This window comes from Enterobacter cloacae complex sp. 397G4, from assembly GCF_050031515.1.
Taxonomy (GTDB): Bacteria; Pseudomonadota; Gammaproteobacteria; order Enterobacterales; family Enterobacteriaceae; genus Enterobacter; species Enterobacter hormaechei_C.
The window spans coordinates 1531269-1555583 of the sequence record NZ_JBLGWE010000001.1 but is presented as its reverse complement, the minus strand read 5'-3'; the positions used below and the strand labels follow the sequence as shown (position 1 = coordinate 1555583).

Annotated in this window: 23 protein-coding genes; 15 read left to right on the top strand and 8 right to left on the bottom strand. The window is 55.2% G+C overall.

Annotated elements, in window-relative coordinates; translation table 11 throughout:
* Positions 1–101 precede the first annotated feature (101 nt).
* The 5 genes from ACQG1Y_RS07400 to mntR form a co-directional block, all read right to left on the bottom strand.
* A complete protein-coding gene (locus ACQG1Y_RS07400) occupies positions 102–1625 on the bottom strand; it encodes an efflux transporter outer membrane subunit (RefSeq protein WP_063847782.1) in 1524 nt (507 codons plus the stop codon).
* The gene (locus ACQG1Y_RS07395) at positions 1625–3196 is read right to left on the bottom strand and encodes a DHA2 family efflux MFS transporter permease subunit (protein ID WP_015571056.1); all 1572 of its coding nucleotides are present in this window, start codon (positions 3194–3196) and stop codon (positions 1625–1627) included. The genes ACQG1Y_RS07400 and ACQG1Y_RS07395 overlap by 1 nt, the downstream gene beginning before the upstream one ends.
* Complete coding sequence (locus ACQG1Y_RS07390) at positions 3193–4287, bottom strand: HlyD family secretion protein (protein ID WP_015571057.1); 1095 nt, start codon at positions 4285–4287, stop codon at positions 3193–3195. Before ACQG1Y_RS07390 ends, ACQG1Y_RS07395 begins: the two co-directional genes overlap by 4 nt.
* 101 nt (positions 4288–4388) lie before the next feature.
* The gene (locus ACQG1Y_RS07385) at positions 4389–5498 is read right to left on the bottom strand and encodes an anion transporter (RefSeq protein WP_017384914.1); all 1110 of its coding nucleotides are present in this window, start codon (positions 5496–5498) and stop codon (positions 4389–4391) included.
* The gene (gene mntR, locus ACQG1Y_RS07380; protein WP_015571059.1) at positions 5495–5968 is read right to left on the bottom strand and encodes a manganese-binding transcriptional regulator MntR; all 474 of its coding nucleotides are present in this window, start codon (positions 5966–5968) and stop codon (positions 5495–5497) included. The genes ACQG1Y_RS07385 and mntR overlap by 4 nt, the downstream gene beginning before the upstream one ends.
* Before the next feature lie 183 nt (positions 5969–6151).
* On the opposite strand from mntR, the gene mntS reads away from it, so the two are divergent.
* Entirely contained in the window at positions 6152–6280 is a 129-nt protein-coding gene (gene mntS, locus ACQG1Y_RS07375; RefSeq protein WP_368740469.1) for a manganase accumulation protein MntS, read from the top strand.
* 269 nt (positions 6281–6549) lie between these two features.
* A complete protein-coding gene (locus ACQG1Y_RS07370; RefSeq protein ID WP_032653046.1) occupies positions 6550–8133 on the top strand; it encodes a phosphoethanolamine transferase in 1584 nt (527 codons plus the stop codon).
* A gap of 114 nt (positions 8134–8247) precedes the next feature.
* Here the strand turns inward: ACQG1Y_RS07370 and ompX are convergent, their stop codons facing one another.
* A complete protein-coding gene (gene ompX / locus ACQG1Y_RS07365) occupies positions 8248–8766 on the bottom strand; it encodes an outer membrane protein OmpX (protein WP_003858450.1) in 519 nt (172 codons plus the stop codon).
* Positions 8767–9120: 354 nt separating this feature from the next.
* Here ompX and rhtA point away from each other — a divergent pair, with 354 nt between their 5' ends.
* The 6 genes from rhtA to ybiO all read left to right on the top strand — a co-directional run bounded on the left by rhtA (position 9121) and on the right by ybiO (position 15718).
* Positions 9121–10008 (top strand): threonine/homoserine exporter RhtA, encoded by an 888-nt coding sequence (gene rhtA, locus ACQG1Y_RS07360; protein WP_017384917.1) that lies wholly within the window; start codon positions 9121–9123, stop codon positions 10006–10008.
* Between the two features lie 298 nt (positions 10009–10306).
* Positions 10307–10810 carry a DNA starvation/stationary phase protection protein Dps gene (gene dps / locus ACQG1Y_RS07355; RefSeq protein WP_000100801.1) on the top strand — a complete coding sequence of 168 codons (504 nt, stop codon included), beginning with the start codon at positions 10307–10309 and terminating at the stop codon, positions 10808–10810.
* Positions 10811–11171: 361 nt separating this feature from the next.
* Positions 11172–11915 carry a glutamine ABC transporter substrate-binding protein GlnH gene (gene glnH / locus ACQG1Y_RS07350; protein WP_368740468.1) on the top strand — a complete coding sequence of 248 codons (744 nt, stop codon included), beginning with the start codon at positions 11172–11174 and terminating at the stop codon, positions 11913–11915.
* A 93-nt stretch (positions 11916–12008) separates the two neighbouring features.
* On the top strand, positions 12009–12668 hold the full coding sequence (gene glnP / locus ACQG1Y_RS07345; RefSeq protein WP_003858462.1) for a glutamine ABC transporter permease GlnP: 660 nt from the start codon (positions 12009–12011) through the stop codon (positions 12666–12668).
* Positions 12665–13387, top strand: a complete 723-nt coding sequence (gene glnQ, locus ACQG1Y_RS07340) for a glutamine ABC transporter ATP-binding protein GlnQ (RefSeq protein WP_006809503.1) — start codon at positions 12665–12667, stop codon at positions 13385–13387. The genes glnP and glnQ overlap by 4 nt, the downstream gene beginning before the upstream one ends.
* A gap of 120 nt (positions 13388–13507) precedes the next feature.
* Positions 13508–15718, top strand: coding sequence for a mechanosensitive channel protein (gene ybiO / locus ACQG1Y_RS07335; protein ID WP_023303335.1), 2211 nt, complete (start codon positions 13508–13510; stop codon positions 15716–15718).
* Positions 15719–15763: 45 nt separating this feature from the next.
* Here the strand turns inward: ybiO and rlmF are convergent, their stop codons facing one another.
* Positions 15764–16675, bottom strand: coding sequence for a 23S rRNA (adenine(1618)-N(6))-methyltransferase RlmF (gene rlmF, locus ACQG1Y_RS07330; RefSeq protein WP_017384919.1), 912 nt, complete (start codon positions 16673–16675; stop codon positions 15764–15766).
* Between the two features lie 242 nt (positions 16676–16917).
* On the opposite strand from rlmF, the gene mcbA reads away from it, so the two are divergent.
* The 3 genes from mcbA to ybiJ all read left to right on the top strand — a co-directional run bounded on the left by mcbA (position 16918) and on the right by ybiJ (position 18117).
* Positions 16918–17181 (top strand): DUF1471 family periplasmic protein McbA, encoded by a 264-nt coding sequence (gene mcbA / locus ACQG1Y_RS07325; RefSeq protein WP_003858470.1) that lies wholly within the window; start codon positions 16918–16920, stop codon positions 17179–17181.
* Between the two features lie 123 nt (positions 17182–17304).
* Entirely contained in the window at positions 17305–17571 is a 267-nt protein-coding gene (locus ACQG1Y_RS07320) for a DksA/TraR family C4-type zinc finger protein (protein ID WP_017693765.1), read from the top strand.
* Between the two features lie 285 nt (positions 17572–17856).
* On the top strand, positions 17857–18117 hold the full coding sequence (gene ybiJ / locus ACQG1Y_RS07315) for a DUF1471 family protein YbiJ (protein WP_032670284.1): 261 nt from the start codon (positions 17857–17859) through the stop codon (positions 18115–18117).
* A 116-nt stretch (positions 18118–18233) separates the two neighbouring features.
* Here the strand turns inward: ybiJ and ybiB are convergent, their stop codons facing one another.
* Positions 18234–19196: a DNA-binding protein YbiB gene (gene ybiB, locus ACQG1Y_RS07310; RefSeq protein ID WP_017693766.1), complete on the bottom strand. Its 963-nt coding sequence runs from the start codon at positions 19194–19196 to the stop codon at positions 18234–18236.
* A 255-nt stretch (positions 19197–19451) separates the two neighbouring features.
* Here ybiB and ACQG1Y_RS07305 point away from each other — a divergent pair, with 255 nt between their 5' ends.
* The 4 genes from ACQG1Y_RS07305 to ACQG1Y_RS07290 all read left to right on the top strand — a co-directional run bounded on the left by ACQG1Y_RS07305 (position 19452) and on the right by ACQG1Y_RS07290 (position 24310).
* Positions 19452–19988, top strand: coding sequence for a fimbrial protein (locus ACQG1Y_RS07305; protein WP_015571068.1), 537 nt, complete (start codon positions 19452–19454; stop codon positions 19986–19988).
* Positions 19989–20057: 69 nt separating this feature from the next.
* The gene (locus ACQG1Y_RS07300) at positions 20058–20732 is read left to right on the top strand and encodes a fimbrial biogenesis chaperone (protein ID WP_017693767.1); all 675 of its coding nucleotides are present in this window, start codon (positions 20058–20060) and stop codon (positions 20730–20732) included.
* A 26-nt stretch (positions 20733–20758) separates the two neighbouring features.
* A complete protein-coding gene (locus tag ACQG1Y_RS07295; RefSeq protein ID WP_414234598.1) occupies positions 20759–23302 on the top strand; it encodes a fimbria/pilus outer membrane usher protein in 2544 nt (847 codons plus the stop codon).
* 21 nt (positions 23303–23323) lie between these two features.
* The gene (locus ACQG1Y_RS07290; protein ID WP_086524349.1) at positions 23324–24310 is read left to right on the top strand and encodes a fimbrial protein; all 987 of its coding nucleotides are present in this window, start codon (positions 23324–23326) and stop codon (positions 24308–24310) included.
* Positions 24311–24315 lie beyond the last annotated feature (5 nt).

Below are 24315 nucleotides of genomic sequence, written 5' to 3'. Positions count from 1 at the left end.
ACGCTTTCCTCGCATGTCGATTGGGTGTCTGTTAGTTATACCCGCCCCCCAGCCATCGCGAATGTGGCGTTCCTGTCCGTTTCTTGCCCAATCCTCTGAATCTATCCGCGTGGGGCGTCGCCAAAGACGCTGTAGTCTGGCAGCCGCACCTGCTGATACGGCTCCCAGCCGCCGCCGAGGGCTTTGTAGAGCGCCACCAGATCAAGCGCGCTCTGCACCTGCGCCTGCGCCCGCTGCTGTTCGGCCTGAGCGAGCTGACGCTGGGCGTCCAGCACGTCAATAAAGCTGGCGATCCCCTGCCGGTAGCTGTCGCTGGCGAGATCAAAGGCGTTTTGCAGCGCGTCGATGGTTTTCGCCAGGCCCGCTTCACGCTGCTGGTCGGTGCGATAGCTCACCAGCGCGTTTTCAACGTCGCCGAGCGCCGTCAGTACCGTCTGGCGATAGTCCAGCACTGCCGCCCCCTGCTGCGCGCGCGCCACCTTGACGCTGGAGACCAGCCGACCGCCCTGGAAAATCGGTATGGAAACCTGCGGGCCAAAGCTGTAGAAGTGGCTGCTCCAGTCGGTCAGCCAGTTAGATTCACTGTTGCGCAGGCCAAACTGTCCGGAGAGGGTAAAGCTCGGGAACAGTTCTGCCACCGAGACGCCAATCTGCGCCGTGGCGGCATGGAGATTCGCCTCGGCTTCGCGCACGTCCGGGCGACGGCGCGCCAGGGTGGACGGAATACCGGTCTGCACAATATCTGGCAGGGCAGGCATCGGCTGCACGGATTGCAGTTCGGCATCCAGCGCGCCCGGCGGTTTGCCGAGCAGGATCGCCAGCCCGTTCATCGCCTGGCGTTCCTGCGCCTGATACTGCGGCAGCTGCGCTTCAAGATTGCCCAGCTGCGCCCGGGCGTTCTCCACGTCCATCTGCGGCGACAGCCCGCCCCGCTGGCGGCTTTCGGTCAGATCCAGCGTCTGCTGTGCGCTTTCAATTTGCGTATTAAGCGTGGCAATGATGCTCTGCGCCCCACGCAGCTGTAGCCACGCCCGCGCCACTTCGGCTTCCAGCGAGACCAGCGCATCGTTACGCTGCTCGATCGCCGCCCGCTGCTGCGCCTCGGCCGCTTCTACCTGACGGCGCACCTTGCCCCACAGGTCGATTTCCCACTGGGCGTCGAAGCTGCCCTGATAGAGGTTTATCGGCTGCGTCAGCGGGCCTAACGCGCCCCGCAGTTCAGGATCGACATTATTCAACTGGTCATACACGCCGTGGGATTTCAGCTCCCCTTCCAGCCCAAGCTGCTGGCGCGTCGCCTGCACATTGCCATTCACCGACGGGAAAAACGCCCCGCCGGCCTGGTTAATCTGTTCGCGCGCGCCGGCAATGCGTAATACCGTTTGCTGTAGCGTCAGATTCCCGGCGATGGCGCGTTCAATCAGGCTGTCGAGCTGCGGCGAGCCGAAGGTTTTCCACCAGCGCGGGTTAGTGGCCGCGGAGGAAGTTTGCGATTTCACCGCGCTGTCGCCCTTATCGTTCCAGTGCGTGCTGGCGGGCGGTTCAGGCTGTTGGTAGTCCGGCCCGACGGCGCAGCCCACCAGCAGCATCATTATCATCAGGGGGTGTAAACGTCTGTGTATCATCAGTGTGCTCCTGCACTCCCCTCGCTCTTAACCGGCGAGAGCAACAAACAAAACGGAATCAGTAATAGGGCCACCGCGCTCAGAATGGTGAAGACGTCGATGTAGGCCAGAAAGCGCGACTGCTCGATCATCGTCTGGTACATCCGCCCGGTGGCAATGCCGGTCGGATCGCCCACCTGAGTGGTGAAGTTCTGGATCGCCTGGGCGCTTTCGCGAATCGCCAGCTGGAACTGCTCGTTAAACGGCGAAGCGTGGTAAGCCAGATGCGCGCTGTGCGCCTGCGAGCGCTCGGTGATCGCCGCCGTCGAGAGAGAAATCCCAATCGAGCCGGCCACGTTGCGGAACATGGTAAACAGCGCCGCCGCGTCGGCGTTAAGCCGCCTCGGGATCGAGATAAAGGCGATGGTGGTCAGCGGCACAAACAGGAACCCCAGCCCTATCGACTGCGCGCTGCGGAACAGCACCAGCGTTTCGAAGTCGATATCCGGCGTCAGCGTGCGGGACCAGAAGAACGACACCGCCAGGCAGGTAAAGCCGAAGGCGATGATCCAGCGCGTCTGCACCACCGGCATCAGCTTCAGCACCAGCGGGATGGTCAGCACAATCAGCACCGCGCCGGGCGAGAGCACCAGCCCGGACCAGGTGGCGGTATAGCCCAAATCCTGCTGCGCCAGCTGCGGAATAACCACCGAACTGCCGTACAGGATCATCGCCATCCCCGCCATCAGCAGGCTGGAGATCGCAAAGTTGCGGTCCTTCATACAGTGCAGATCCACCACCGGCTTTCTGGCATACATCAGCCAGTAGATCGCGCCGATAATGCCGACCAGCGTCAGTACTGCGAAGGTGCGGATAAAGTTCGAATAGAACCAGTCATCATCTTCGCCCCGGTCGAGCATCACCTGCAAACAGCCAAGACCGAGGGCGATGAGGCCGATCCCCGTCCAGTCGACGGTGAGCTTCTCTTCCGACTTTTTCTCCCACGGCGGATCTTCCAGCAGCTGATAGATAGCCAGCACCGTCACAATCCCTACCGGGATATTGATAAAGAACACCCAACGCCAGGAGTAGTTATCGGTGATCCAGCCCCCCAGCGTGGGGCCGAGTACCGGCGCGACGATAATGGCAATGGATGAAAGGCCAAAGGCTTTGCCCCTGTCCTCCGGCTTAAAGTAGTCGAGTAGCACCGACTGCTGGGTAGGCTGCAACCCGCCGCCAAAGAACCCCTGCATCACGCGGAACAGGATGATTTGCCATAGCTCGGTGGCGATGCCGCACAGGAACGAGCAGATGGTGAACATCACAATGCAGATCAGGAAGAACTGCTTGCGACCAAACAGGCGGCTCAGAAAGGCCGAAATCGGCAGCACGATGCCGTTCGCCACCAGGTAGCTGGTGAGCACCCAGGTGGATTCGTCATAGCTGGCCGAGAGCGACCCCGCGACGTGGGGCAACGCCACGTTGACGATGGTGGTGTCCAGAATTTCCATAAACACCGCCAGGGTGACCACAATCGCCACCGCCCACGGGTTACTGGCGGGCTTCCAGTTATCGTGGCTGTGATCCGTCATTCCACGGTGACCTTCGGTTCAACCGACAGCCCCAGCGGCAGCGGCTTGTTCGGATCCAGCCCTTTATCAATGACGATTTTCACCGGCACGCGCTGAACGATCTTCACAAAGTTACCGGTGGCGTTTTCCGACGGGAAGGCGGAGAAGCGCGAGCCGCTGCCCTGCTGGATGCTGTCGATATGGCCTTCCAGCTCCATATCCGGCCAGGCATCGACGGACACGGTCACTTTGTCGCCCGGCTTCATGCGCTCAAGCTGCGACTCCTTGAAGTTCGCCACCACCCACACGTTCGGGGAAACCAGCGAGAACAGCGCCGTACCTGCCTGCACCAGCGTACCGGGCTGGACGTTGCGTTTGGTGACAAAACCGTCGAACGGGGCACGGACTTCGGTATAAGAGAGGTTCAGGTTGGCGGTTTCCAGCTGCGCTCTGGCCTGATCGACCTGCCGTTCGCGGGCTTCGACGTTGGTCTCCTGCTGGCGGATTTGCAGCTGAACCTGCTCCGCCACTTCCAGCTGCGCCTGCGCGCTGGCCAGACCCGCCTGGGCACTCCTCAGTTGAGCGTTCGCGGCATCGATACTTTGTTGCGTGGTCGCGCGCGGGTCAACGCCGCGCTGACGGCGGTACTCCGCCTGCGCGTTGGCCATATCCGCCTGGGCTTTCAGTACCTGGGCTTTGGCTTCATCGCGCTGGGCGGGATATTGCACCTTCGAGAGCGCCAGCTGCGCCTGCGCCTGGTGCAACTGCGCAACCGCCAGCCCAAGCTGGGCCTGGGCCTGATCGCGCTGGGCGGTGGTATCACGCGGATCGATCACCACCAGCACATCCCCTTTCTTCACGCGCTGGTTATCCCGCACGCGAAGTTCGGTGACGTAGCCTGCCGTTTTTGGGGCAATGGTCACTACGTCGCCGTCGGTGAAGGCGTCGTCGGTGGTCTCTTCGTTACGGGTTAAAAACCACCAGACCAGCGCCACAATCACCATCACGATGACCACGATGCCAAGGATAATTAACGGTTTTTTCCCCGGGCGCTTGCGCTCGTTATTGTTTTGATCCTGCTCGTCAGCAGGTGGGTTTTGATCTTCTGCCATAGTTCAGCAACGGTCCTGTCAGTGAGCGGCATCACACTATGCCGTTCACTAAAGCTAGGACGTTGCTATACATTTGCCAGGAAAAACTGACAAATTGCGCACTATATGAGAAGGAATAGTCCGAAACCGACCGCCGCTGACCAGAGCAGCATCGGGATTGACCATAAATGGAAGCGCCACCAGATGCGGCGATCGTTGGCCATCCGCAGGGCGATGAGGTTAGCCAGCGAGCCGGGCAGCAGCCCAAAGCCGCCGACGTTGACCGCCCACGCCAGCAGTACCGTTGGGGGAACATAGTTAAGCAGCAAAATGGTGGACGGCACGTTACTGATCACCTGCGAGAGACCAATCGCCGTCAGCCATAATCCCGGCTGCGACAGACCGCTGACGCTATGGAGAACGTTCTGCAATACCGGAAGCTGGATCAGGAGATGGACGTCAATAAACATCGCCATAAACACCAGCAGCAGCGTCCAGTCAACGCTCACCAGCACCCGCCGGGCGAGGAACAGGAAGCCGCACGCCACCAGCAGCGCGCCCGCCAGCGCCTGGTTTAACTCCAGAGCGATAAGGAAAACGATATACAGCCCCAGGCAGCTCCAGACGAGACGCGGCTGCCACTGGGGGCCGGTTGTACCGCTGTGGTACTGCAACGATTTATTCGGGAAAGCAAACCAGCCCACCGCCAGCAGCGACGCCACGATCGCCAGCGCCAGCGGCGCCATCTGCCCGGTAAACGCGGTAAACGACAGGCCGGAGCGTCCCCACAGCAGAATGTTCTGCGGGTTACCGATAGGCGTGAGCAGCGAGCCCGCATTGACGGCCAGCGCTTCAAAGATAATCAGACGGGTAACCGGTATTTCGCACAGCTTACGCAGCGTGAGCGTAAGCGGCACCACGATAAAAAGCGCCACGTCATTAGTGAGAAACGTCGACAACAGCGCCGCCGAAAAGACCATGAACAGGGCCAGTTTGCGCTCGGTGGCGAAGCGGCGCACCATTTTGCGCCCCAGCACGTCAAAATAGCCGCTCAGCTCCACGCCTTTGGTGAGCATCATCAAACCGCTCAGAGTAATAATGGTGCGCCAGTCTATGGCCGCCGGCCAGGTGTGCGGCGTGAAGGGCACAAAGACGCTGAGCCCAACGCCAGTGATCAGTAAAAGATGGAAAAAGCGATCGCGTTTCAGGGCCTGCAAGCCGGGGATGTTCATTCAGCGGAGGGACCGTATTTGAGCGTAAACTCGCGGAACTTCAACAGCGTCTCTTCACTGACGTGGTGTTCCATACCTTCGGCATCCCGACGGGCAATTTCCGGGCTGACGCCCAGCACCAGTAAAAAATTCTCGACGATCTGGTGTCGCTCGCGGCTCTCCTGCGCCAGCTTCTCGCCCTCAGCGGTGAGAAACACCCCGCGCCAGGGGATCATTTCGATCAGCCCGACCGACGCCAGACGTTTTAACATTTTGGCAACGGTTGGCTGCGACACCCCCAGGCGTGCGGCCATATCCACCTGGCGCGCTTCTCCAACCTCACGGATCAGATCAGAGATCAGTTCGACATAATCATCAATCAGCTCCCGGCGGTGCGCCTCACGCACCTGGCGGAAGCCTTCCACATGCTCTTCAACGTTCACCAGTTGCGTCGTTTTTTTTGTTGTTGGCTTACCTGCGCGACGGTTCATTGTGCTTCCTCAATGGGGTTGACGCTTCCAGCGCCCTGTAACGGAGCGCACATTGTAAACCATAGCTCTACAAGCACAAAAAATTAACGAATTAGCCATAGCTATACAATATAGCCTGTGCTATATCTGTATGTAATGCAGTCACCCTTCACGGATCGAAGGGATCATGAATCAGGAGGTCTTATGAATGAATTCAAGAGGTGTATGAACGTGTTTACCCACTCTCCTTTTAAAGTGCGCCTGATGCTGTTGAACATGCTGTGCGATATGTTTAACGCCAAACCGCAGCACGACGACAATTCTTCCCACTAAGCGGCGTCGCGGTACGCCGCTTCATTTTCACGTCACACTTACGTTGTAAACTGGCCTGTTCCCGATTATTTTTGCGGATTTGCAGCCCCCTTCGCAAAACATCTGTTTAGCAACTGTTGACCTTAATTCACGCTCGCACTATCTTCTTGCAGCCCTGCACAATTTGCGGCTCGCTGAAGCGGACCTCTCATTCCCTTTCCACGCACTGTCCGGCAGGCTTTGACCCTTGACGCCAGGGTGAGCACATGGCGTTTTCGTGATAGTGATCTATGAACGTAACCCTGATTGATACACTTGTTACCCGCAGCCGGGCCTTAAGCCCGTGGACGGGATTCTATTTTTTGCAATCGCTGTTGATTAACTTTGCTCTTGGCTACCCCTTTAGCCTGCTTTATGCCGTCGGATTCACCTGTATTCTTCACCTGCTCTGGCGAAGCGCACCGCGCGTGCAGAAAGTGCTTATCGGGATCTGTTCTCTGATTGCTGCCGCCTATTTCCCGTTTGGCCAAGCCTATGGCGCGCCGAACTTTAATACTCTGCTGGCGCTCCACTCCACCAATATGGAAGAGTCCACAGAGATCTTGACGATCTTTCCTTGGTACAACTACGTGGTTGGCCTTTTCATTTTTGCCCTCGGCGTGATTGCGGTTCGTCGTAAGCCCGTCGGGAAAAAGGCATGGGGTAAAATTGAAAGCCTGTGCCTGGCCTTTAGCGTGGTGACGTTTTTTGTTGCACCGGTACAAAATCTGGCCTGGGGCGGCGTGTTTAAGCTTAAAGATACCGGGTATCCGGTGTTTCGCTTCGTCAAAGACGTGGTGGTGAATAACGAGGAAGTGCTCGACGAGCAGGCGCGTATGGCCGAGCTTTCCACCATGAAAGATACCTGGAACGTGCTGGCGGTGAAACCGAAGTATCACACTTACGTGGTGGTGATCGGGGAAAGCGCGCGTCGCGATGCGCTCGGCGCGTTTGGCGGTCACTGGGATAACACGCCGTTTGCCAGCTCCGTTAACGGTACGCTGTTTACCGACTACGTGGCGGCCAGCGGCTCGACGCAGAAATCACTCGGTCTGACGCTCAACCGCGTGGTGGATGGAAAACCGCAGTTTCAGGATAATTTTGTCACCCTGGCCAACCGGGCAGGTTTTCAGACATGGTGGTTCTCTAACCAGGGACAGATCGGCGAGTATGATACCGCCATCGCCAGCATCGCGAAGCGTGCCGACGAGGTACAGTTCCTGAAAAGCGGTGATTTCGAAGCCGATAAAAACACAAAAGATGAAGCGTTGCTAAAAATGACGGCGCAGGTCTTTGCTACTCAGCGCACCCAGCCGCAGCTGATTGTCCTGCACCTGATGGGGTCACACCCGCAGGCATGCGATCGTACCGGGGGAAAATATGCGGAGTTTGTGCAATCCAAAGAGACCTCGTGTTATCTCTACACCATGACGCAAACCGACGATCTGCTCAGCAAGCTGTACGCACAGCTGCGCAACAGCGGCGACAGCTTCTCGATGGTCTATTTCTCTGACCACGGTCTGGCATTTAAGGAGCGCGGTAAACAGGTGCAGTATCTGGCACACGATGACAAGTTCCAGCAAAACTTCCAGGTACCGTTTATGGTGCTGTCGAGTGATGACAAAACGCATCGCATCATCAAAGCGCGCCGTTCCGCGAACGATTTCCTGAAATTCTTCTCACAATGGACGGGGATTAAGGCGAAAGAGATAAAAAATGATTACCCGTTTATCTCCGGGAAGAAGGGCCCGCCAGTTTACATTACCAACTTTAAGTTACAGAAAGTCGACTATAACCATCTTGGGACGGATATTTTCGATATTAAGAGTAAGTAATTTCTGCCGTTTCGTGCGGGCTGATGCCCTCACCGGCCCTCTCCCACGAGGAGAGGGTACAAACAAAAAAAATCCGCCACATTGGGCGGATTTTTTACTGGCTCACCGAAGTGATTAGAAGCGGTAACCTACGCCCGCGATCCAGGTGCCAACGTCAACGTTGCGGATACGGCTCTGCTCATAGGAGAAGTCCAGAGCAACGTTTTCGATTGGGTTGAACTGCATACCTGCGCCATAGGAGAAACCATAGTCGCTGTTGCTTGCAGTACGGTTCAGACCCTGGTTTTCGGTCTGCTGGAATTTACCGTAGCCAACACCTACAACACCGTAGATGCTTGCCCAGTCATTCAGGCGGTAAGCAGGACCCGCGGTGATGCCGTAGTACTGACCTTTATTGTAAGAGCCATTTTCAGTACGATCTTTCTCGGTGTAAGTGAAAGAACCGATCACACCCAGCGGGTTGTTGTCTTGCTCGTAACGGTACTTCAGGTTGAAACCGTTGGTTTTGTTCATCACGCCCTGCATATCGCTCTGAGCGTAACCACCGGTTACAGTAGAAGTTGCCGCTACAGCGGTACCTGCGGAAACAGCCAGAACAGCTGCCAGTGCTGAAAGACATGCAATTTTTTTCATAACCACCTCAAATGTGCTTCAAGTAAGTCCGTAAGTTTTAAATATATCAAAAAATTCTGTGAAACTCTTTGTCATTCACGATGTCTAATGCGACCTTTCCTGTAACAGAACATTTCCAGCACCAGCTATCTCGTTCAAATAACTCCAGATTTTCACCTGTAAATGCTAATAGTGCGCGTCATCGCCATTTAGTTCATCCAGATTATTCCTAATCTTTCAGGCGATAAAATCATCAACGTTTTCTCATTTTACGGATTTTCCCTGGATTTTTTTCAACAGTAGCTCAACCGTTGCAGCTTATTTCCATTACACTGCGACTTTTACCTCATTTGACATAAATTGACAGGAGAAAGGATGCCAGGTTTACCTCGTAAATCGTCGGTCTGGATGCCGGTGGCAGTCATACTTATCGCGATGATGTCCATACAAAGCGGCGCGTCGCTGGCAAAATCGCTGTTTCCGCTGGTTGGTGCGCCCGGCGTCACGGCGCTGCGTATCGCATTAGGCACCCTGATCCTCGTGGTTGTTTTTAAACCCTGGCGGCTACGGTTTAAAAAGGAGCAGCGACTGCCACTGCTTTTTTATGGGCTGGCGCTGGGAGGGATGAACTACATGTTCTATCTCTCTATTCAGACGATCCCGCTGGGGATCGCGGTCGCGCTTGAATTTACCGGCCCGCTGGCGGTTGCCCTCTTCTCTTCTCGTCGTCCGGTAGACTTTATCTGGGTCGTACTGGCCGTGCTGGGGCTATGGTTCCTGCTGCCGCTCGGGCAAAGCGTTTCACAAATCGATCTGACAGGGGCAGCTCTGGCGCTGGGCGCGGGGGCATGCTGGGCGGTGTATATTCTCACTGGCCAGCGTGCGGGGGAAGAGCACGGCCCCGCGACGGTCGCCTTAGGCTCGCTGATTGCCGCCGTTATCTTTGTCCCGATTGGAATGGCACAAGCGACAGACTCAATATGGCAATGGTCAATCCTGCCGGTTGGGCTGGCGGTTGCCATTCTCTCCACGGCGCTGCCCTACTCTCTGGAGATGATCGCCCTGACGCGCCTGCCCACACGCATTTTTGGTACGCTCATGAGCATGGAGCCCGCGCTGGCCGCCATCTCAGGAATGATTTTCCTCGGTGAAACCCTGACCCTGGTACAAACGCTGGCGCTCTGTTCCATTATCGCGGCGTCAATGGGCTCCACCCTGACCATGCGTCCGGAACCTAAAGTGGAAAAAATAGACCTCAACTAAGCCTTAAATTCTGCATGGCTAACCCGCCATGCAGAATATACGCCACGTCAGTAGCTCAAATAATTTCTTACAAACTCTCTCATATTGCCAAAATATTTCACCTGCTCGCCTTCCTGGAAAGTGAATTAAGATTGATCTGCATCAATTTAAATAAAACACTTATTTTTCAAAGTATTGAGAATACAACCATCCTTTCACTATTAAACCAATAGGCAGAGCCAAATCGCAGAGAAAAAATCCGGTGCTATACTTAGTCCCGTAATTACCTGGGACACAAACATCAAGAGGATATGAGATTATGAGTACCGCTAAACTGGTGAAAACGAAAGCGTCTAATCTGCTTTATACCCGTAACGATGTATCGGATAGCGATAAAAAAGCGACCATCGAGTTGCTGAATCGCCAGGTGGTCCAGTTCATCGATCTTTCGCTGATCACCAAACAGGCCCACTGGAATATGCGCGGTGCAAACTTTATTGCCGTTCATGAAATGCTGGATGGCTTCCGCACAGCACTGGTGACTCACCTGGATACCATGGCCGAACGTGCCGTACAACTGGGTGGCGTGGCACTGGGTACCACACAGGTGATCAACAGCAAAACGCCATTGAAAAGCTATCCGCTGGATATCCATACCGTTCAGGATCACCTGAAAGAGCTGGCGGATCGTTATGCGATTGTGGCGAATGATGTTCGTAAAGCGATTGGCGAAGCCAAAGATGAAGATACCGCTGATATCTTCACTGCCGCATCACGCGACCTGGATCAGTTCCTGTGGTTCATTGAGTCCAACATCGAATAATCCCTGCGGATTGTCCGAATAACCCTCGCCCCTGGCGGGGGTTTTGCACATTTATGGTGCGCACTTTTGCCCGCGACGGCCGCAAAAGTGAATAAAATGTAATAATCACCTCACACAACCGTTAACGGAAGATTGTTTTTTCGTCAGATTCTGCGCTAAATATCCCCCTGTCAGAAGACCTTAACGAAGCGCACCAAAACGGTGCTCCATTCTGGTGCAACCTGGCAGAATTGCCATGCTTTTTGTGCAATGCGTGACATCATCCCCTTTGCAAAACAACAGCTTGTAAAATTGGCACGATTTTTTCATTGTGCCTGAGGTTCTCGCAGGGGATCGCCCCGTGGATATAAAAGGAAATGCTATGAAGTCTGTATTAAAAGTTTCACTGGCTGCACTTACCCTGGCGTTTGCGGTGTCCTCGCAGGCTGCCGACAAACTGGTTGTGGCGACTGACACGGCGTTCGTACCGTTTGAATTCAAACAGGGTGATAAATACGTTGGTTTTGACGTGGATCTGTGGGCCGCTGTCGCAAAAGAACTCAAACTGGATTACACCCTGAAGCCAATGGATTTCAGCGGCATTATCCCGGCACTGCAAACCAAAAACGTTGACCTGGCGCTGGCAGGCATCACCATTACCGAAGAGCGTGAAAAAGCCATCGACTTCTCTGACGGCTACTACAAAAGCGGCCTGCTGGTGATGGTGAAAGCGGATAACAACGACGTGAAAAGCGTGAAAGATCTCGACGGTAAAGTGGTCGCCGTGAAGAGCGGCACCGGCTCCGTTGATTACGCGAAAGCCAACATCAAAACCAAAGACCTGCGTCAGTTCCCGAACATCGACAACGCTTACATGGAACTGGGCACCAACCGCGCTGACGCGGTGCTGCACGACACGCCTAACATCCTTTACTTCATCAAAACCGCCGGTAATGGCAAGTTCAAAGCGGTAGGTGATTCCCTGGAAGCTCAGCAGTACGGTATTGCGTTCCCGAAAGGCAGCGACGACCTGCGTAACAAAGTTAACGGCGCGCTAAAAACCCTGAAAGAGAACGGCACCTATAACGAAATCTACAAAAAATGGTTCGGTACCGAGCCTAAATAATTTCACCTGACTTCAGGTTTGTAACGCCCGGTGGCGCTTCCGCTTACCGGGCCTACGTTTTTTGTTTTTCACCACGGTATACAGGAATACATCATGCAGTTTGACTGGAGCGCCATCTGGCCTGCCATTCCTCTCTTGCTTGAAGGCGCTAAAATGACCCTGTGGATTTCGGTCCTCGGTCTGGTTGGCGGGTTGATTATCGGTCTGGTGGCCGGTTTCGCCCGCACCTACGGCGGCTGGATTGCAAACCACATCGCACTGGTTTTCATCGAAGTGATCCGCGGCACCCCCATTGTGGTGCAGGTCATGTTCATCTACTTCGCCCTGCCGATGGCCTTCACCGACCTGCGCATCGACCCGTTCAGCGCCGCCGTTGTCACCATCATGATCAACTCCGGCGCCTACATTGCGGAAATTACCCGCGGTGCGGTGCTGTCGATTCATAAAGGCTTCAGCGAAGCTGGCCTGGCGTTAGGTCTTTCCCGTCGCGAAACCATTCGTCACGTGATCCTGCCGCTGGCGCTGCGCCGCATGCTGCCGCCGCTGGGTAACCAGTGGATCATCAGCATTAAAGACACCTCGCTGTTTATTGTTATCGGCGTGGCCGAACTGACCCGTCAGGGCCAGGAGATCATCGCGGGTAACTTCCGCGCTCTGGAAATCTGGAGTGCGGTCGCCGTTGTCTATCTGATTATCACGCTTGTCCTGAGCTTTGTTCTGCGTCGTCTTGAAAGAAGGATGAAAATCCTGTGATTGAATTTAAAAACGTTTCCAAGCACTTTGGCCCAACCCAGGTGCTGCACAATATCGATTTGAACATCAGGCAGGGCGAAGTGGTGGTGATCATCGGGCCGTCCGGTTCCGGTAAATCCACCCTGCTGCGCTGCATTAACAAGCTTGAGGAGATCACCAGCGGCGATCTGATCGTCGATGGTCTGAAGGTTAACGATCCGAAAGTGGACGAGCGCCTGATTCGTCAGGAAGCGGGCATGGTGTTCCAGCAGTTCTACCTGTTCCCGCACCTCACGGCGCTGGAAAACGTAATGTTTGGTCCTCTGCGCGTGCGCGGGGCCAGCAAAGCGGCAGCGGAAGCGCTGGCAAAAGATCTGCTGGCGAAGGTTGGTCTGGCGGAGCGTGCCCACCACTATCCTTCCGAGCTGTCAGGCGGCCAGCAGCAGCGCGTGGCCATTGCCCGTGCGCTGGCGGTGAAGCCAAAGATGATGCTGTTCGATGAGCCAACGTCGGCACTCGACCCGGAGCTGCGTCACGAAGTGCTGAAAGTTATGCAGGATCTGGCGGAAGAAGGCATGACGATGGTGATCGTTACCCACGAAATCGGCTTTGCCGAAAAGGTGGCGTCCCGTCTGATCTTCATTGATAAGGGCCGTATCGCGGAGGACGGGAATCCGCAGGCGCTGATTGCGAACCCACCAAGCCAGCGCCTCCAGGAGTTCCTGCAACACGTCTCCTGATAGCCACACCCAGAGCCGGGCATGCCCGGCTTTTTTACGCCGGATTGTTCCCAAAAACTCCCCTCCGCTCCCCGCGCTCTATACTTATCATTTTGCACGATATTTTTGTCGGAGGACGCCGTGCCGTGGATCCTGTTGCTACTGTTTAGCCTGTTTAGCGCGCCATCACTTGCTGTAACCCTTCCCGGCGTTACCACCGGAGCCACCGCCACCCAGCAAAATGCGCCGCCAGAGCCAGACGCTGAAAAGAAAAAAGCCGCCTACGGCGCGCTGGCCGACGTGCTTGAGAACGACACGTCCCGACAGGAGTTGATCGATCAGCTGAGGAAGGTGGCCGCCACGCCGCCTCAGGATCCGGTTCCTGCTATTGCGCCGCCGGAAGCCGAAGAAGAAAAAACGGTGCTGGAAAACGTCACCGACATCAGTCGCCGCTACGGGGAAGCCCTGTCGTCGCGTTTTGCCCAGCTCTATCGCAACCTGGTTGGCACCTCACATAAGCCTTTTAATCCTCACACCTTTTCCGCAGCCGCCACCCAGTTTGCCATTCTGGCCGGCGCCGTCTTCATTTTTTACTGGCTGTTGCGCCTGTCTGTCTGGCCGCTTTACCGGAAAATGGGCCAGTGGGGGCGCAAAAAGAACCAGCATAAAAGCAGCTGGCTGCATCTTCCGGCAATGATTACCGGGGCGTTTGTCATCGATTTGCTGCTGCTGGCCCTGACGCTGTTTGTCGGCCAGATGCTGGCCGACCGACTTAATACCGGAAACAAAACCATCGCGTTTCAGCAGGGTCTGTTCCTCAATGCCTTTGCCCTGATTGAGTTCTTTAAAGCCCTCCTGCGGTTGATCTTCTGCCCGCGCGTGCCGGACCTTCGCCCCTTCGCCATTTCGGATCAGAGCGCCAAATACTGGGCGGTGCGGCTCAGCGTGCTGAGCGGGTTGATCGGTTATGGCCTGCTGGTTGCAGTGCCGATTATTTCCAACCAGGTTAACGTGCAGTTCGGGGCGCTGGCGAACGTGCTGATCATGCTGTGCATTACCGTCTGGGCGCTGTACCTCATCTTCCACAATAAAAAAGCGATCACCGACAGCCTGCTGCACCTGGCCGATCGCTCCCTCTCCTTTTTCAGCCTCTTTATTCGCGCCTTTGCGCTGGTGTGGCACTGGCTGGCCAGCGCCTATTTTATTGTGCTCTGTTTCTTCTCCCTGTTCGATCCGGGCAATAGCCTGAAATTTATGATGGGGGCGACGTTCAAAAGCCTGGCGATTATCGGCATTGCGGCCTTTGTCTCTGGCCTGCTCTCCCGCTGGCTGTCGAAAACGATCACCCTGTCGCCGCAGGTTCAGCGTAACTACCCGGAACTGCAAAAGCGGGTAAATGGCTGGATGACGGTATCCCTGAAGGTGGCGCGTATTCTGACGGTCTGCGTGGCAATTATGCTGCTGCTGAACGCGTGGGGGCTGTTTGATTTCTGGAACTGGCTGCATAACGGCGCGGGGGAAAAGACCGTTGATATTCTTATTCGTATCGCGCTGATCCTGTTCTTCTCCGCCGTCGGCTGGACGCTGCTGGCAAGCCTTATCGAAAACCGTCTGGTGTCGGATGTCCACGGCAGGCCGCTGCCGAGCGCCCGCGCCCGCACGCTGCTGACCCTGTGCCGCAACGCGCTGGCGGTTATCATCAGCACCATCACCATCATGATTGTGCTGTCGGAAATCGGCGTGAATATCGCCCCGCTGCTGGCGGGTGCCGGTGCGCTTGGGCTGGCGATCTCCTTTGGTTCGCAGACGCTGGTGAAGGATATTATCACCGGCGTTTTTATCCAGTTCGAGAACGGGATGAACACCGGGGATCTGGTGACCATCGGACCGCTCACCGGCACGGTGGAACGAATGTCCATTCGCTCCGTCGGCGTACGTCAGGATACCGGCGCGTACCACATTATTCCGTGGTCATCGATTACCACCTTTGCCAACTTTGTGCGCGGCATTGGTTCGGTGGTGGCGAATTATGATGTCGATCGTCATGAGGATGCAGATAAGGCGAAGCAGGCGCTGCGGGATGCGGTGAGCGAACTGATGGAGATGGAGGACATTCGCGGGCTGGTGATTGGTGAACCGTCCTTCGCGGGTATCGTCGGGCTGACGAACACTGCCTTTACCCTGCGCGTGTCGTTCACCACCCAGCCCCTTAAGCAGTGGACGGTGCGCTTCGCCCTCGACAGCATGGTGAAAAAACACTTCGATCTGGCGAACGTGAGAGCGCCGGTGCAGACGTATCAGGTATTGTCGCCGCCCGCTTCGCCGCTGCCTCCGCAGGAGCCGACGCTGTAACCGAGCCGGGTGGCGGCTTCGCCTTACCCGGCCTGCGATGGGGGGCTATTTGCGGCGTTTGTTATCGTCCATAAAGGTCCAGGCGATAAAGCGGCTCTGCTTCTGGCCCTGCGCCATCTCTTTTTTGACTACCTTCACCGCGCCGACGTCGGTCAGCGCGCGGTAAAGCGGCGGCAGGTTATCGCCGCGGGAGACCAGCGTGGTAAACCATTTCACCTGACGACCGAAGCCCTTACTCTCGGCAATCATGCGCAGAATAAATGCCACTTCCCCGCCCTCGCACCATAGCTCCTGCTGCTGGCCGCCAAAGTTCAGCGCGCCGTCTTCAGCCTGGCCCAGGTTACGCCGCTTGCGTTCACTTCCCGCACGTGCGGAGGCGGCGGAGTCGTGGAAGGGCGGGTTGCACAGGGTGGCATCATATTGTTCGTTCTTGTGAATAATGCCGTTGAAAATAGCAGCGGGATCCTTTTGACGACGCAAACGAACGGCCCGGCTTAACCCTGGGTTAGCGTTGATAATGGCCTGTGCGCTGGCAAAGGCCTCGGCGCCGATCTCGCTGCCGGTAAACCGCCACTGGTACTCATGTGCGCCTATCAGGGGGTAGATCAGGTTCGCGCCCGTACCGATATCAAGCACGGTGGCCTGTTTCGGCACCACGCCGCCATTATCATCTGCCAGCAGATCGGCAAGATGATGGACATAATCCGCACGTCCTGGCACCGGTGGGCAGAGAAAGCCATCCGGGATGTCCCAGTGCGTAACGCCATAAAAATGGGCCAGCAGCGCTTTGTTCAGCGTCTTAACCGCCAGCGGATCGGCAAAGTTTACCGACGGTTCACCGGCTGGTGTCTGAACAATAAAATCCTGCAATTCCGGGCAGCTCAGGCACAGGGCTTTCATGTCGTAGCGGCTACGGTGGCGGTTACGCGGGTGCAATCCCGGCTTTTGGGAAGTCATGGCATTCTCCTTTAGACAGCCGCGTAAGATACCCTGTGACGGCGCGGGGGTAAATATCTGTCTGCGCTGCACAAAAAACCGACGAAAATCAGCAACCTGTATGTCTATGATCTGTCAGCAAATTGTCAGAATTTATCGTTCAAAAAATAAGCAGATCATAATCAAATTTTTGCGCTAAATCACGCGCGTCAGGCTTCTAAACTTAAGAGGAATCACCTGTTGTTTCCCCTGAGGATGTGATTATGAAAAAGTATCTGACCTTTATTATTGCGGGTGCGCTGGCAGGCGCATCGTTCTCAGCCTGGTCCGTTCAACCTCTGACCGACAGCAACGACACCAGCCAGCTACGTGCGGCCGGGACGGTCTCTGTCAGCCGGGCAAGCAACCTTGATGACCTTCAGGACAAGCTGGCCGAAAAAGCGCGTCAGGAAGGGGCTAAAGGCTTCGTGGTGAACGCCGCCGGTGGCGATAACCATATGTACGGCACCGCGACCATCTATAAATAACGCCCTCTCTTCCCACACTGCATCTGCCAGGCAGATGCAGTTCTCATTTCCTTCCTTCGCCTTGACTGTGCGTTTTTTAACCCCATATTAAGATGAATGGCTTAAACAGATCAGGAGAACATGATGGCTTCCGGCTGGGCGAATGACGACGCCGTTAACGAACAGATCAACAGTACCATTGAAGATGCGGTCGCGCGTGCTCGCGGTGAAATTCCGCGCGGCGAAAGTTTGACGGAATGCGAAGAGTGCGGGGATCCGATTCCTGAAGCACGGCGTAAAGCCATTCCTGGCGTACGGCTATGTATTGCCTGTCAGCAGGAGAAAGATTCAAAAAATGCGGCACATTCAGGATATAATCGCAGAGGATCGAAAGACAGCCAGTTACGTTGACTTTCCTTTACCGAAGTTAACCGCGCCAGCCGTTTACTTTACGCTCACGACTTTTAGCGAAACGCGTAGCAAAACGTGCCCTTCCGATGGCTTCTGTAAAGCGCATCCCCAAGAAATGTCAATTGCGCTTCTGAATTTATTAATAATCAATAAGTTATTTGTCATTCAATTTTTTTGAGCAACCACGTCAATTCTCTTCGATTTTATCTTCCACTAAAAACCGTGATACTTATCACATCGACGGAACATCGTCCCCTTAACAGAATAACCTGCGAGAATTGACCTATGAAAACCATCAAATATGCTGTTGCCGCTGTTGCCCTGTCCGCTCTGTCTTTCGGCGCTTTCGCCGTAGAGCCAGTCTCCTCTACTCAGTCACAGGATCTGAACAAAATCGGAGTGGTGAGTGCTGAAGGCGCAACCACGCTGGACGGTCTGGAAGCCAAACTGGCGGAAAAAGCTGCCGCTGCCGGCGCAAGTGGATACACCATCACCTCCACTAACGGTAATAACAAACTGAGCGGTACCGCGGTTATCTACAAGTAATCGAACAAATTATGCTCCATCCTCACCCTCCCCTCTGGTGAGATGCTCCAACCCTCATTGACCCTGTTGTTGTTACCCTTGTTTGCCCGTCCGCCACTGGACGGGCTTTTTTTTGCTTAAAACGACTGCGCCACGCGCTGCAACCCGGCGTCCACGGACGCCACTTCCCCTGCCGCCAGCAGACAGCAGGCCATTTGCAGCTTGATAGACTGCGGAACCGGCACCTTTCCGGCCAGACACTGTACGATCCAGTGCGCGGTGACTTGCGGATCTTTCGACTCAGGCAGGATCACATCGCTGTTCTCTTCCCCACGTTCCAGCACGACCCGCGTCCCGGCAGGCTCAATCAGCATCAGCTGTGGACAACGCTGCGGGTTGGCGTAAACCTCCCCTTCAGTCCCGTGCATCAGCAGCGCTCGCCCGCCGATTTTGGCAAAGAATTGACCGACCCGCGTCACGTACTCCGGATGGGAGACGCTGGAAAGACGCAGCGCGGCGTCTTCGGCAAACGGCGTCGCCAGCTTCGCCAGGGTGTGGGCGCTGTTACGCACCCCCATGCGCCAGCGCATGTCCAGCTGCTTTTCCAGCGGCGGGCAGAGCGCGCGCACGGGAATATAGACCGGCTGGTTCCCCTCCAGTTTGGCCTGCGCCTGGCCAGCATGGAGAGTAGGTTCGATGCCTAATAATTCCAGAATGGTCTCTGTCAGCACGCGCGTTGGATCTTCGCTCACGCCATGCACCACCACCGGGAAACCGAGTTTCTGCAACAGAATAGCCAGCAGCGGCGTGAGGTTTGCCTGCTTACGCGCGCCATTGTAGGTCGGGATCACAATCGGCATCGGCTTCGTGACGGGCGGGGTTAAACGCATCGTCTGCGACTGCATGGCCTCATAAAAACCGCGCATCTCCGCCTCACCTTCCCCTTTGATGCGCAGCGCAATCAGAATGCCGCCCATTTCCAGATCCGGCACGTCGCCATTCAGCATATGCGTGTACAACGCACGGGCCGTTTCCTGATCCAGATCGCGAGCATGGTTTTTCCCACGCCCTACCTCTTTGATAATTTTGCGGTAATCCACGACATTTCTCCTGACAGCATCATCTTGTTAACAATATAGCCCGATGAACACGCACCCGATAGTGTTTTGTGATCATTATCAACCTGCTGTTTTCAGGTAAAAAAATAAACTCAAGCACTATTTGCATTATTTGTGATTGGAACTAAAGATTCGTACCTGTCCTTTTTTTGATTAAATAAACATCTGAAAGTTATTAAGGGTCAACGGTAAAAACGTCCAGGCAACGTTTTTGCCAGAAACACATCGGGATTTACTATGAACAAGGTTGCATTAGGGTTGTTTATCGCCACAACGGTGGGGTGTTCTGCATCCGCATTTGCGGAAACCAACGGTGAAGGGCAGATTAATTTCACCGGAGAAATTATCGATTCTGCTTGCCAGGTCGTGAATGGATTAAGTAATCCATTAGATGTTCAGTTAGGAAAAGTATCTAAAACGGTATTTACCGGCGCAGGCTCTACCAGCACACTCACGAAGTTTGATATTAAGTTAACCAATTGTCCGGAAACCGTAACCTCGGCTGCGATTAACTTCGGTGGTACCCCGGATGCGGATAATAATGCCACGCTGGCATTAACGCCCGATACCGATGCGGCTACTGGTGTAGCTATTCAGCTAATGGACGCTTCCGGGCAGCCTGTCACTCTGTATACCCCTTCGAAGCAATATCCTTTAGCCTCCGGAACGGAGGTTAACGACCTGGAGTTCGGTGCGCGTTATATTCAAACTCAGGCGGCAGTTACTGCGGGCCCTGCTAACTCTGTATCGACCTTCACCGTTATTTATAACTGATCTTATCAATCCTGAGATATTAATGCTCTTGCGGGCATTAATATCTCATCTTTTTATTGAGAAATCTTTATGCGCCACGGTTATTTACTGAGCACTCTTTTACTGGTAGCAGCCTCGGCACAGGCGGGTGTCGTGATCAATGGCACCCGTCTGGTCTATCAGGGAGATAAAAAGGAATCATCTCTTGGTCTTTCAAACCCAGATACCACGGATTATCTGGTGCAGTCCTGGGTCGATTCCGGCGGTAAAAACCTGGCCAAAGCCCCGTTCCTGATCACCCCGCCGCTTTTCCGACTGGATGCGAAAGAAGATAACGTACTACGCGTAGTGCGTACGGGAGGAAATTTACCGGAAGACAGGGAATCTCTGTACTGGCTGAATATTAAAGCGATCCCTTCCTCAAAGCAGGTTGAAGGCGTAAATACGCTGCAAATTGCCATTAACACCCGAATTAAATTGCTCTATCGCCCGTCAGCGGTAAAAGGCAAACCAGAAGATATGGCCGATAAACTTGAATGGCATCGCGAAGGGAATGATTTAGTGGTGAACAATCCCACGCCTTTCTATATGAATTTTCAGGCCGTCACCCTGAATGGTCAGAAAATCACGAAAGCCACCTGGGCTGTGCCAAAAACTGAAACGCATTTTGCTTTACCTGGCAATGTCGGAGGCTCGACCGTCGTGTATTCCATTATTACGGATTACGGCAGCATCAGCCAGACATGGTCTAAACCCGTTCATTAATAATATTGCCCGGTAATAAAATCATCATGTACAGCCATAAAAAGCCGTTCACCTGCCGATTTTCGTCATTGCTGATGACTTTTTGTTGCCTGGCAATGGCGATCTTTGCGCAGCAGGTTTTGGCTGATGATTATTTTAACCCTGCCCTGCTGGACATTGATAACCCGCAGCAGGAAAAGACCGATCTGTCTGTCTATGAAAAAGGTCCCGGTCAGGCGCCAGGTAAATATCAGGTCGCGGTATTTATCAATAACAATAAAATTGATACCCGTGACGTGACCTTTAACGTAGTTAAAGATCCGCAGGGCACCAGCACGCTTCAGCCCTGTTTTACACTGGACGAATTAAAGAGCCTCGGGGTCAAAACCCAAAAATATCCGCAGCTGAGGGCAGAAGGTCAGTGCGCCGATCTACACGCCATCCCTTCGGCATCCGCGACCTTTCGCGTGCGCAATCAGCAGCTGCTGCTGAGTATTCCGCAAAAGGCGCTCGGACAGGTGCCACGCGGTTACATCGACCCGAAAGAGTTTGACGAAGGGATCAACGCGGGCCTGCTTAATTACAGCGTCAACGCCAGCCAGAGCCATGCGCGCCAGCAGGGTGAAGAGGATAGCAGCAGCCAGTACGTTAACCTGCGTCCCGGCTTCAACCTCGGGGCATGGCGCGTTCGTAACTACTCCACCTGGAATCGCAGCACCACGGGCCACGAGGAGGAACAGAAATTCACCTCCGTTTATACCTATGCGCAACGCGATATTGTGGCAATGAAAAGTGACGTGACGGTGGGCCAAAGCACCTCACCTTCCGACGTTTTTGACAGCGTCCCCTACACCGGCGTGGAGCTGAAATCCGACAGCGACATGCTGCCGGACAGTGAAAAAGGCTATGCCCCTATTATTCGCGGCACCGCCCACAGCAACGCGCTGGTGATGGTCCGCCAGAACGGGTACGTGATTTATCAGAACACGGTCGCGCCGGGCGCATTCGAAATTAACGACCTCTACCCCACCGGCAGCAGCGGTGACCTCCAGGTTACGGTGAAAGAAACAGACGGCAGCGAGAGCCATTTCGTGGTGCCGTTTGCCTCCGTGCCGGTATTGCAGCGTGAAAAAAACCTGCGCTACAGCGTAACCGCCGGGCGTTATCGCTCTTATGACAAAGACGTTGAAAAGACCCCGTTTGCCCAGGGAAGCGCCATCTACGGTTTACCTCACGGCTTCACGGCCTACGGCGGCGTGCAGCAGAGCAGCCATTATCAGTCCCAGGCGCTCGGCGCCGGGAAAAACATGGGCGATCTCGGGGCGTTCTCCATCGACGTGACCCGCGCCAGAGCCCTGCTGAAAAAACAGCAGTCCAGCAAGGGCCAGTCGTGGCGCGTACGCTACAGCAAAGATTTCGCCGGTTCAGGCACCAACTTTTCGCTTGCGGGCTATCGCTATAACAGCAAGGGGTTTTACACCCTGGACGACACCATGGAGTCGTATACCCGCGCCGACGACTGGTCTGCTCCCCAGCAGCGCCGCGCCCGTACAGAAGCCACCATTGACCAGACGCTGCCAGAAGGTTGGGGGTCGGTGACGCTGAGCATGGTGAAGGAAACTTACTGGAGCCAGAGCCAGAACATGACCTCCCTGAGCGTCAGCTACAACAACAGCTGGCACGGCGTGAGCTACAGCCTCAGCTACAGCATGAACAAAAACACCCACGACAGCGATGAAGACGGTAATGAGGTAACAAACGACAACCAATTCTCGCTGAGCGTTTCGGTTCCGCTGGATCGCTGGATGCATAATACCTGGGCTACGTACAACCTGAACAACACCAAAGACGGCACCACGCAGAACATCGGTCTTAACGGTACGGCGCTGAAAGAAGACAACCTGAACTGGAATATCCAGGAAGGGCTGAGCAGCACCGGCAGCGGTAACTCCACCAGCATCAACGCCGATTACAAAGCGACCTACGGCGAAGTGAGCGCAGGCGTCAGTCAGGATAAGTATCAGCAGACCCTGAACGTCGGTTTGCAGGGCGGCGTGGTGGCCCACTCTAACGGGATAACCCTGAGCCAGCCGCTCGGTGACACCATCGCGCTGGTGAAAGCGCCAGGTACGCACGGCACCCATATCACCAACCAGACAGGCGTGGAGACTGACTTCCGCGGCTATACCGTCGTGCCGTTCGTGACCGCTTATCGTCACAATACCATCGCGCTGGATACCGAAACGCTGCCGGAGGATGCCGACGTCACCCACGCGGCGCAAATTGTGACGCCGACCCGCGGGGCCGTGGTGCGCGCCAGCTTTACTACCCGCGTGGGTAACCGCGTCCTGATAACGCTTACACAAAATGGTAAACCGCTGCCCTTCGGCGCAACGGTCACCACCGGGGATAAGGACAGCGAATTTATTGTCGGAAATGACGGCCAGACTTACCTCTCGGGTCTGCCGCAGCAAGGGCATCTCAACGTTTCCTGGGGACAGGAGGCGAGCGAGCACTGCGTTGCTGACTATGCGCTAACGGATGAGAAAGAAAAAACCAGCATCATAAACGCTGCCGCGCAGTGCCATTGATTACCATTCAGGCTAACGATTATGCAAATGATTAAACAGTGCTTTTTATTACTGGTTCTGGGAACCGCCGCGTTATTTATGCCGCATGCGAAGGCGACCTGCACCACGCCGGATCTGCCCAAAATGATTAACGTGACCTCCATCTCAGTCCCCACGACGCTGACCGTTGGCGAGACCATCCCGGGTACTGAACAAGTCACCCATGTCGCCGGGAGTTGCGACCAGTCGATAGACAGCGGGCTGGAAATTGTCTCTTGCTATTACGGCACGGGCGCTGAAATTTCAGGCCTGAAAGGCGTCTACGCTTCTGGCGTACCCGGTATTGGTGTGGCATTGATGAACGATCGGGGCCAACGCATCAGCGGAGGCGGAGGGGTTAACTGTATCTCTACGGGGACGCCGGTCGGTTACGTCTCCAGTGACGGTAAACGCACTTTTGATTTCGACGTTACGCTGGAGCTGGTCAAAACCAGCACTGCGGTGGCATCGGGCACACTGGATCAAAATCAGACCCGTTTTGGTATTGGTCTTTATCACCACGAGGGCATCGGTGATCCCAACTCAATCTCCTATGCAGGGAATATCATTCTCCAGGAAGTAACCTGTTCCGTCTCGCCAAAAAGCCTGACCGTTGTGTTGGGCGATTTTCCCGTGAGCCAGTTTTTCACAACCGGCCTGCTTACCGATGAAAAAGACTTCAACGTCAGCATCACCTGCAATACAACCGTTCAGCCGGAACTGAAGATCAGCAGTACGAACGGCTACGTACCGGGCTTCGGCGGGGTTATTAAGCTCACACCCGAGAGCGGTGTGGCAACAGGGGTAGGTGTATTTATGGTCACCGATGGCAAGGTTCCCGCCTTCGATGAGTACTTCACCACCTCAAGCCCCGCGAACGCAAATGAAACCTTAAACATCCCCTTCAAGGTACGCTACGAGCAGATAAACGACATCGTCACGCCCGGGCCGGCCAACACCGTCGCGACCATTACCGTTGCGTATAAGTAGGTTCA

Bases quoted from the DNA above. Each gene is read 5' to 3' on its own strand.
- dps (WP_000100801.1), top strand. From the start codon at position 10,307: ATGAGTACCGCTAAACTGGTGAAAACGAAAGCGTCTAATCTGCTTTAT.
- ACQG1Y_RS07400 (WP_063847782.1), bottom strand. From the start codon at position 1,625: ATGATACACAGACGTTTACACCCCCTGATGATAATGATGCTGCTGGTG.
- glnH (WP_368740468.1), top strand. From the start codon at position 11,172: ATGAAGTCTGTATTAAAAGTTTCACTGGCTGCACTTACCCTGGCGTTT.
- rhtA (WP_017384917.1), top strand. From the start codon at position 9,121: ATGCCAGGTTTACCTCGTAAATCGTCGGTCTGGATGCCGGTGGCAGTC.
- ACQG1Y_RS07395 (WP_015571056.1), bottom strand. From the start codon at position 3,196: ATGACGGATCACAGCCACGATAACTGGAAGCCCGCCAGTAACCCGTGG.
- mcbA (WP_003858470.1), top strand. From the start codon at position 16,918: ATGAAAAAGTATCTGACCTTTATTATTGCGGGTGCGCTGGCAGGCGCA.
- ACQG1Y_RS07290 (WP_086524349.1), top strand. From the start codon at position 23,324: ATGCAAATGATTAAACAGTGCTTTTTATTACTGGTTCTGGGAACCGCC.
- ACQG1Y_RS07295 (WP_414234598.1), top strand. From the start codon at position 20,759: ATGTACAGCCATAAAAAGCCGTTCACCTGCCGATTTTCGTCATTGCTG.
- glnP (WP_003858462.1), top strand. From the start codon at position 12,009: ATGCAGTTTGACTGGAGCGCCATCTGGCCTGCCATTCCTCTCTTGCTT.
- ompX (WP_003858450.1), bottom strand. From the start codon at position 8,766: ATGAAAAAAATTGCATGTCTTTCAGCACTGGCAGCTGTTCTGGCTGTT.
- ACQG1Y_RS07385 (WP_017384914.1), bottom strand. From the start codon at position 5,498: ATGAACATCCCCGGCTTGCAGGCCCTGAAACGCGATCGCTTTTTCCAT.
- mntR (WP_015571059.1), bottom strand. From the start codon at position 5,968: ATGAACCGTCGCGCAGGTAAGCCAACAACAAAAAAAACGACGCAACTG.
- ACQG1Y_RS07370 (WP_032653046.1), top strand. From the start codon at position 6,550: ATGAACGTAACCCTGATTGATACACTTGTTACCCGCAGCCGGGCCTTA.
- ACQG1Y_RS07305 (WP_015571068.1), top strand. From the start codon at position 19,452: ATGAACAAGGTTGCATTAGGGTTGTTTATCGCCACAACGGTGGGGTGT.
- ybiJ (WP_032670284.1), top strand. From the start codon at position 17,857: ATGAAAACCATCAAATATGCTGTTGCCGCTGTTGCCCTGTCCGCTCTG.
- mntS (WP_368740469.1), top strand. From the start codon at position 6,152: ATGAATGAATTCAAGAGGTGTATGAACGTGTTTACCCACTCTCCTTTT.
- ACQG1Y_RS07320 (WP_017693765.1), top strand. From the start codon at position 17,305: ATGGCTTCCGGCTGGGCGAATGACGACGCCGTTAACGAACAGATCAAC.
- ACQG1Y_RS07300 (WP_017693767.1), top strand. From the start codon at position 20,058: ATGCGCCACGGTTATTTACTGAGCACTCTTTTACTGGTAGCAGCCTCG.
- rlmF (WP_017384919.1), bottom strand. From the start codon at position 16,675: ATGACTTCCCAAAAGCCGGGATTGCACCCGCGTAACCGCCACCGTAGC.
- ACQG1Y_RS07390 (WP_015571057.1), bottom strand. From the start codon at position 4,287: ATGGCAGAAGATCAAAACCCACCTGCTGACGAGCAGGATCAAAACAAT.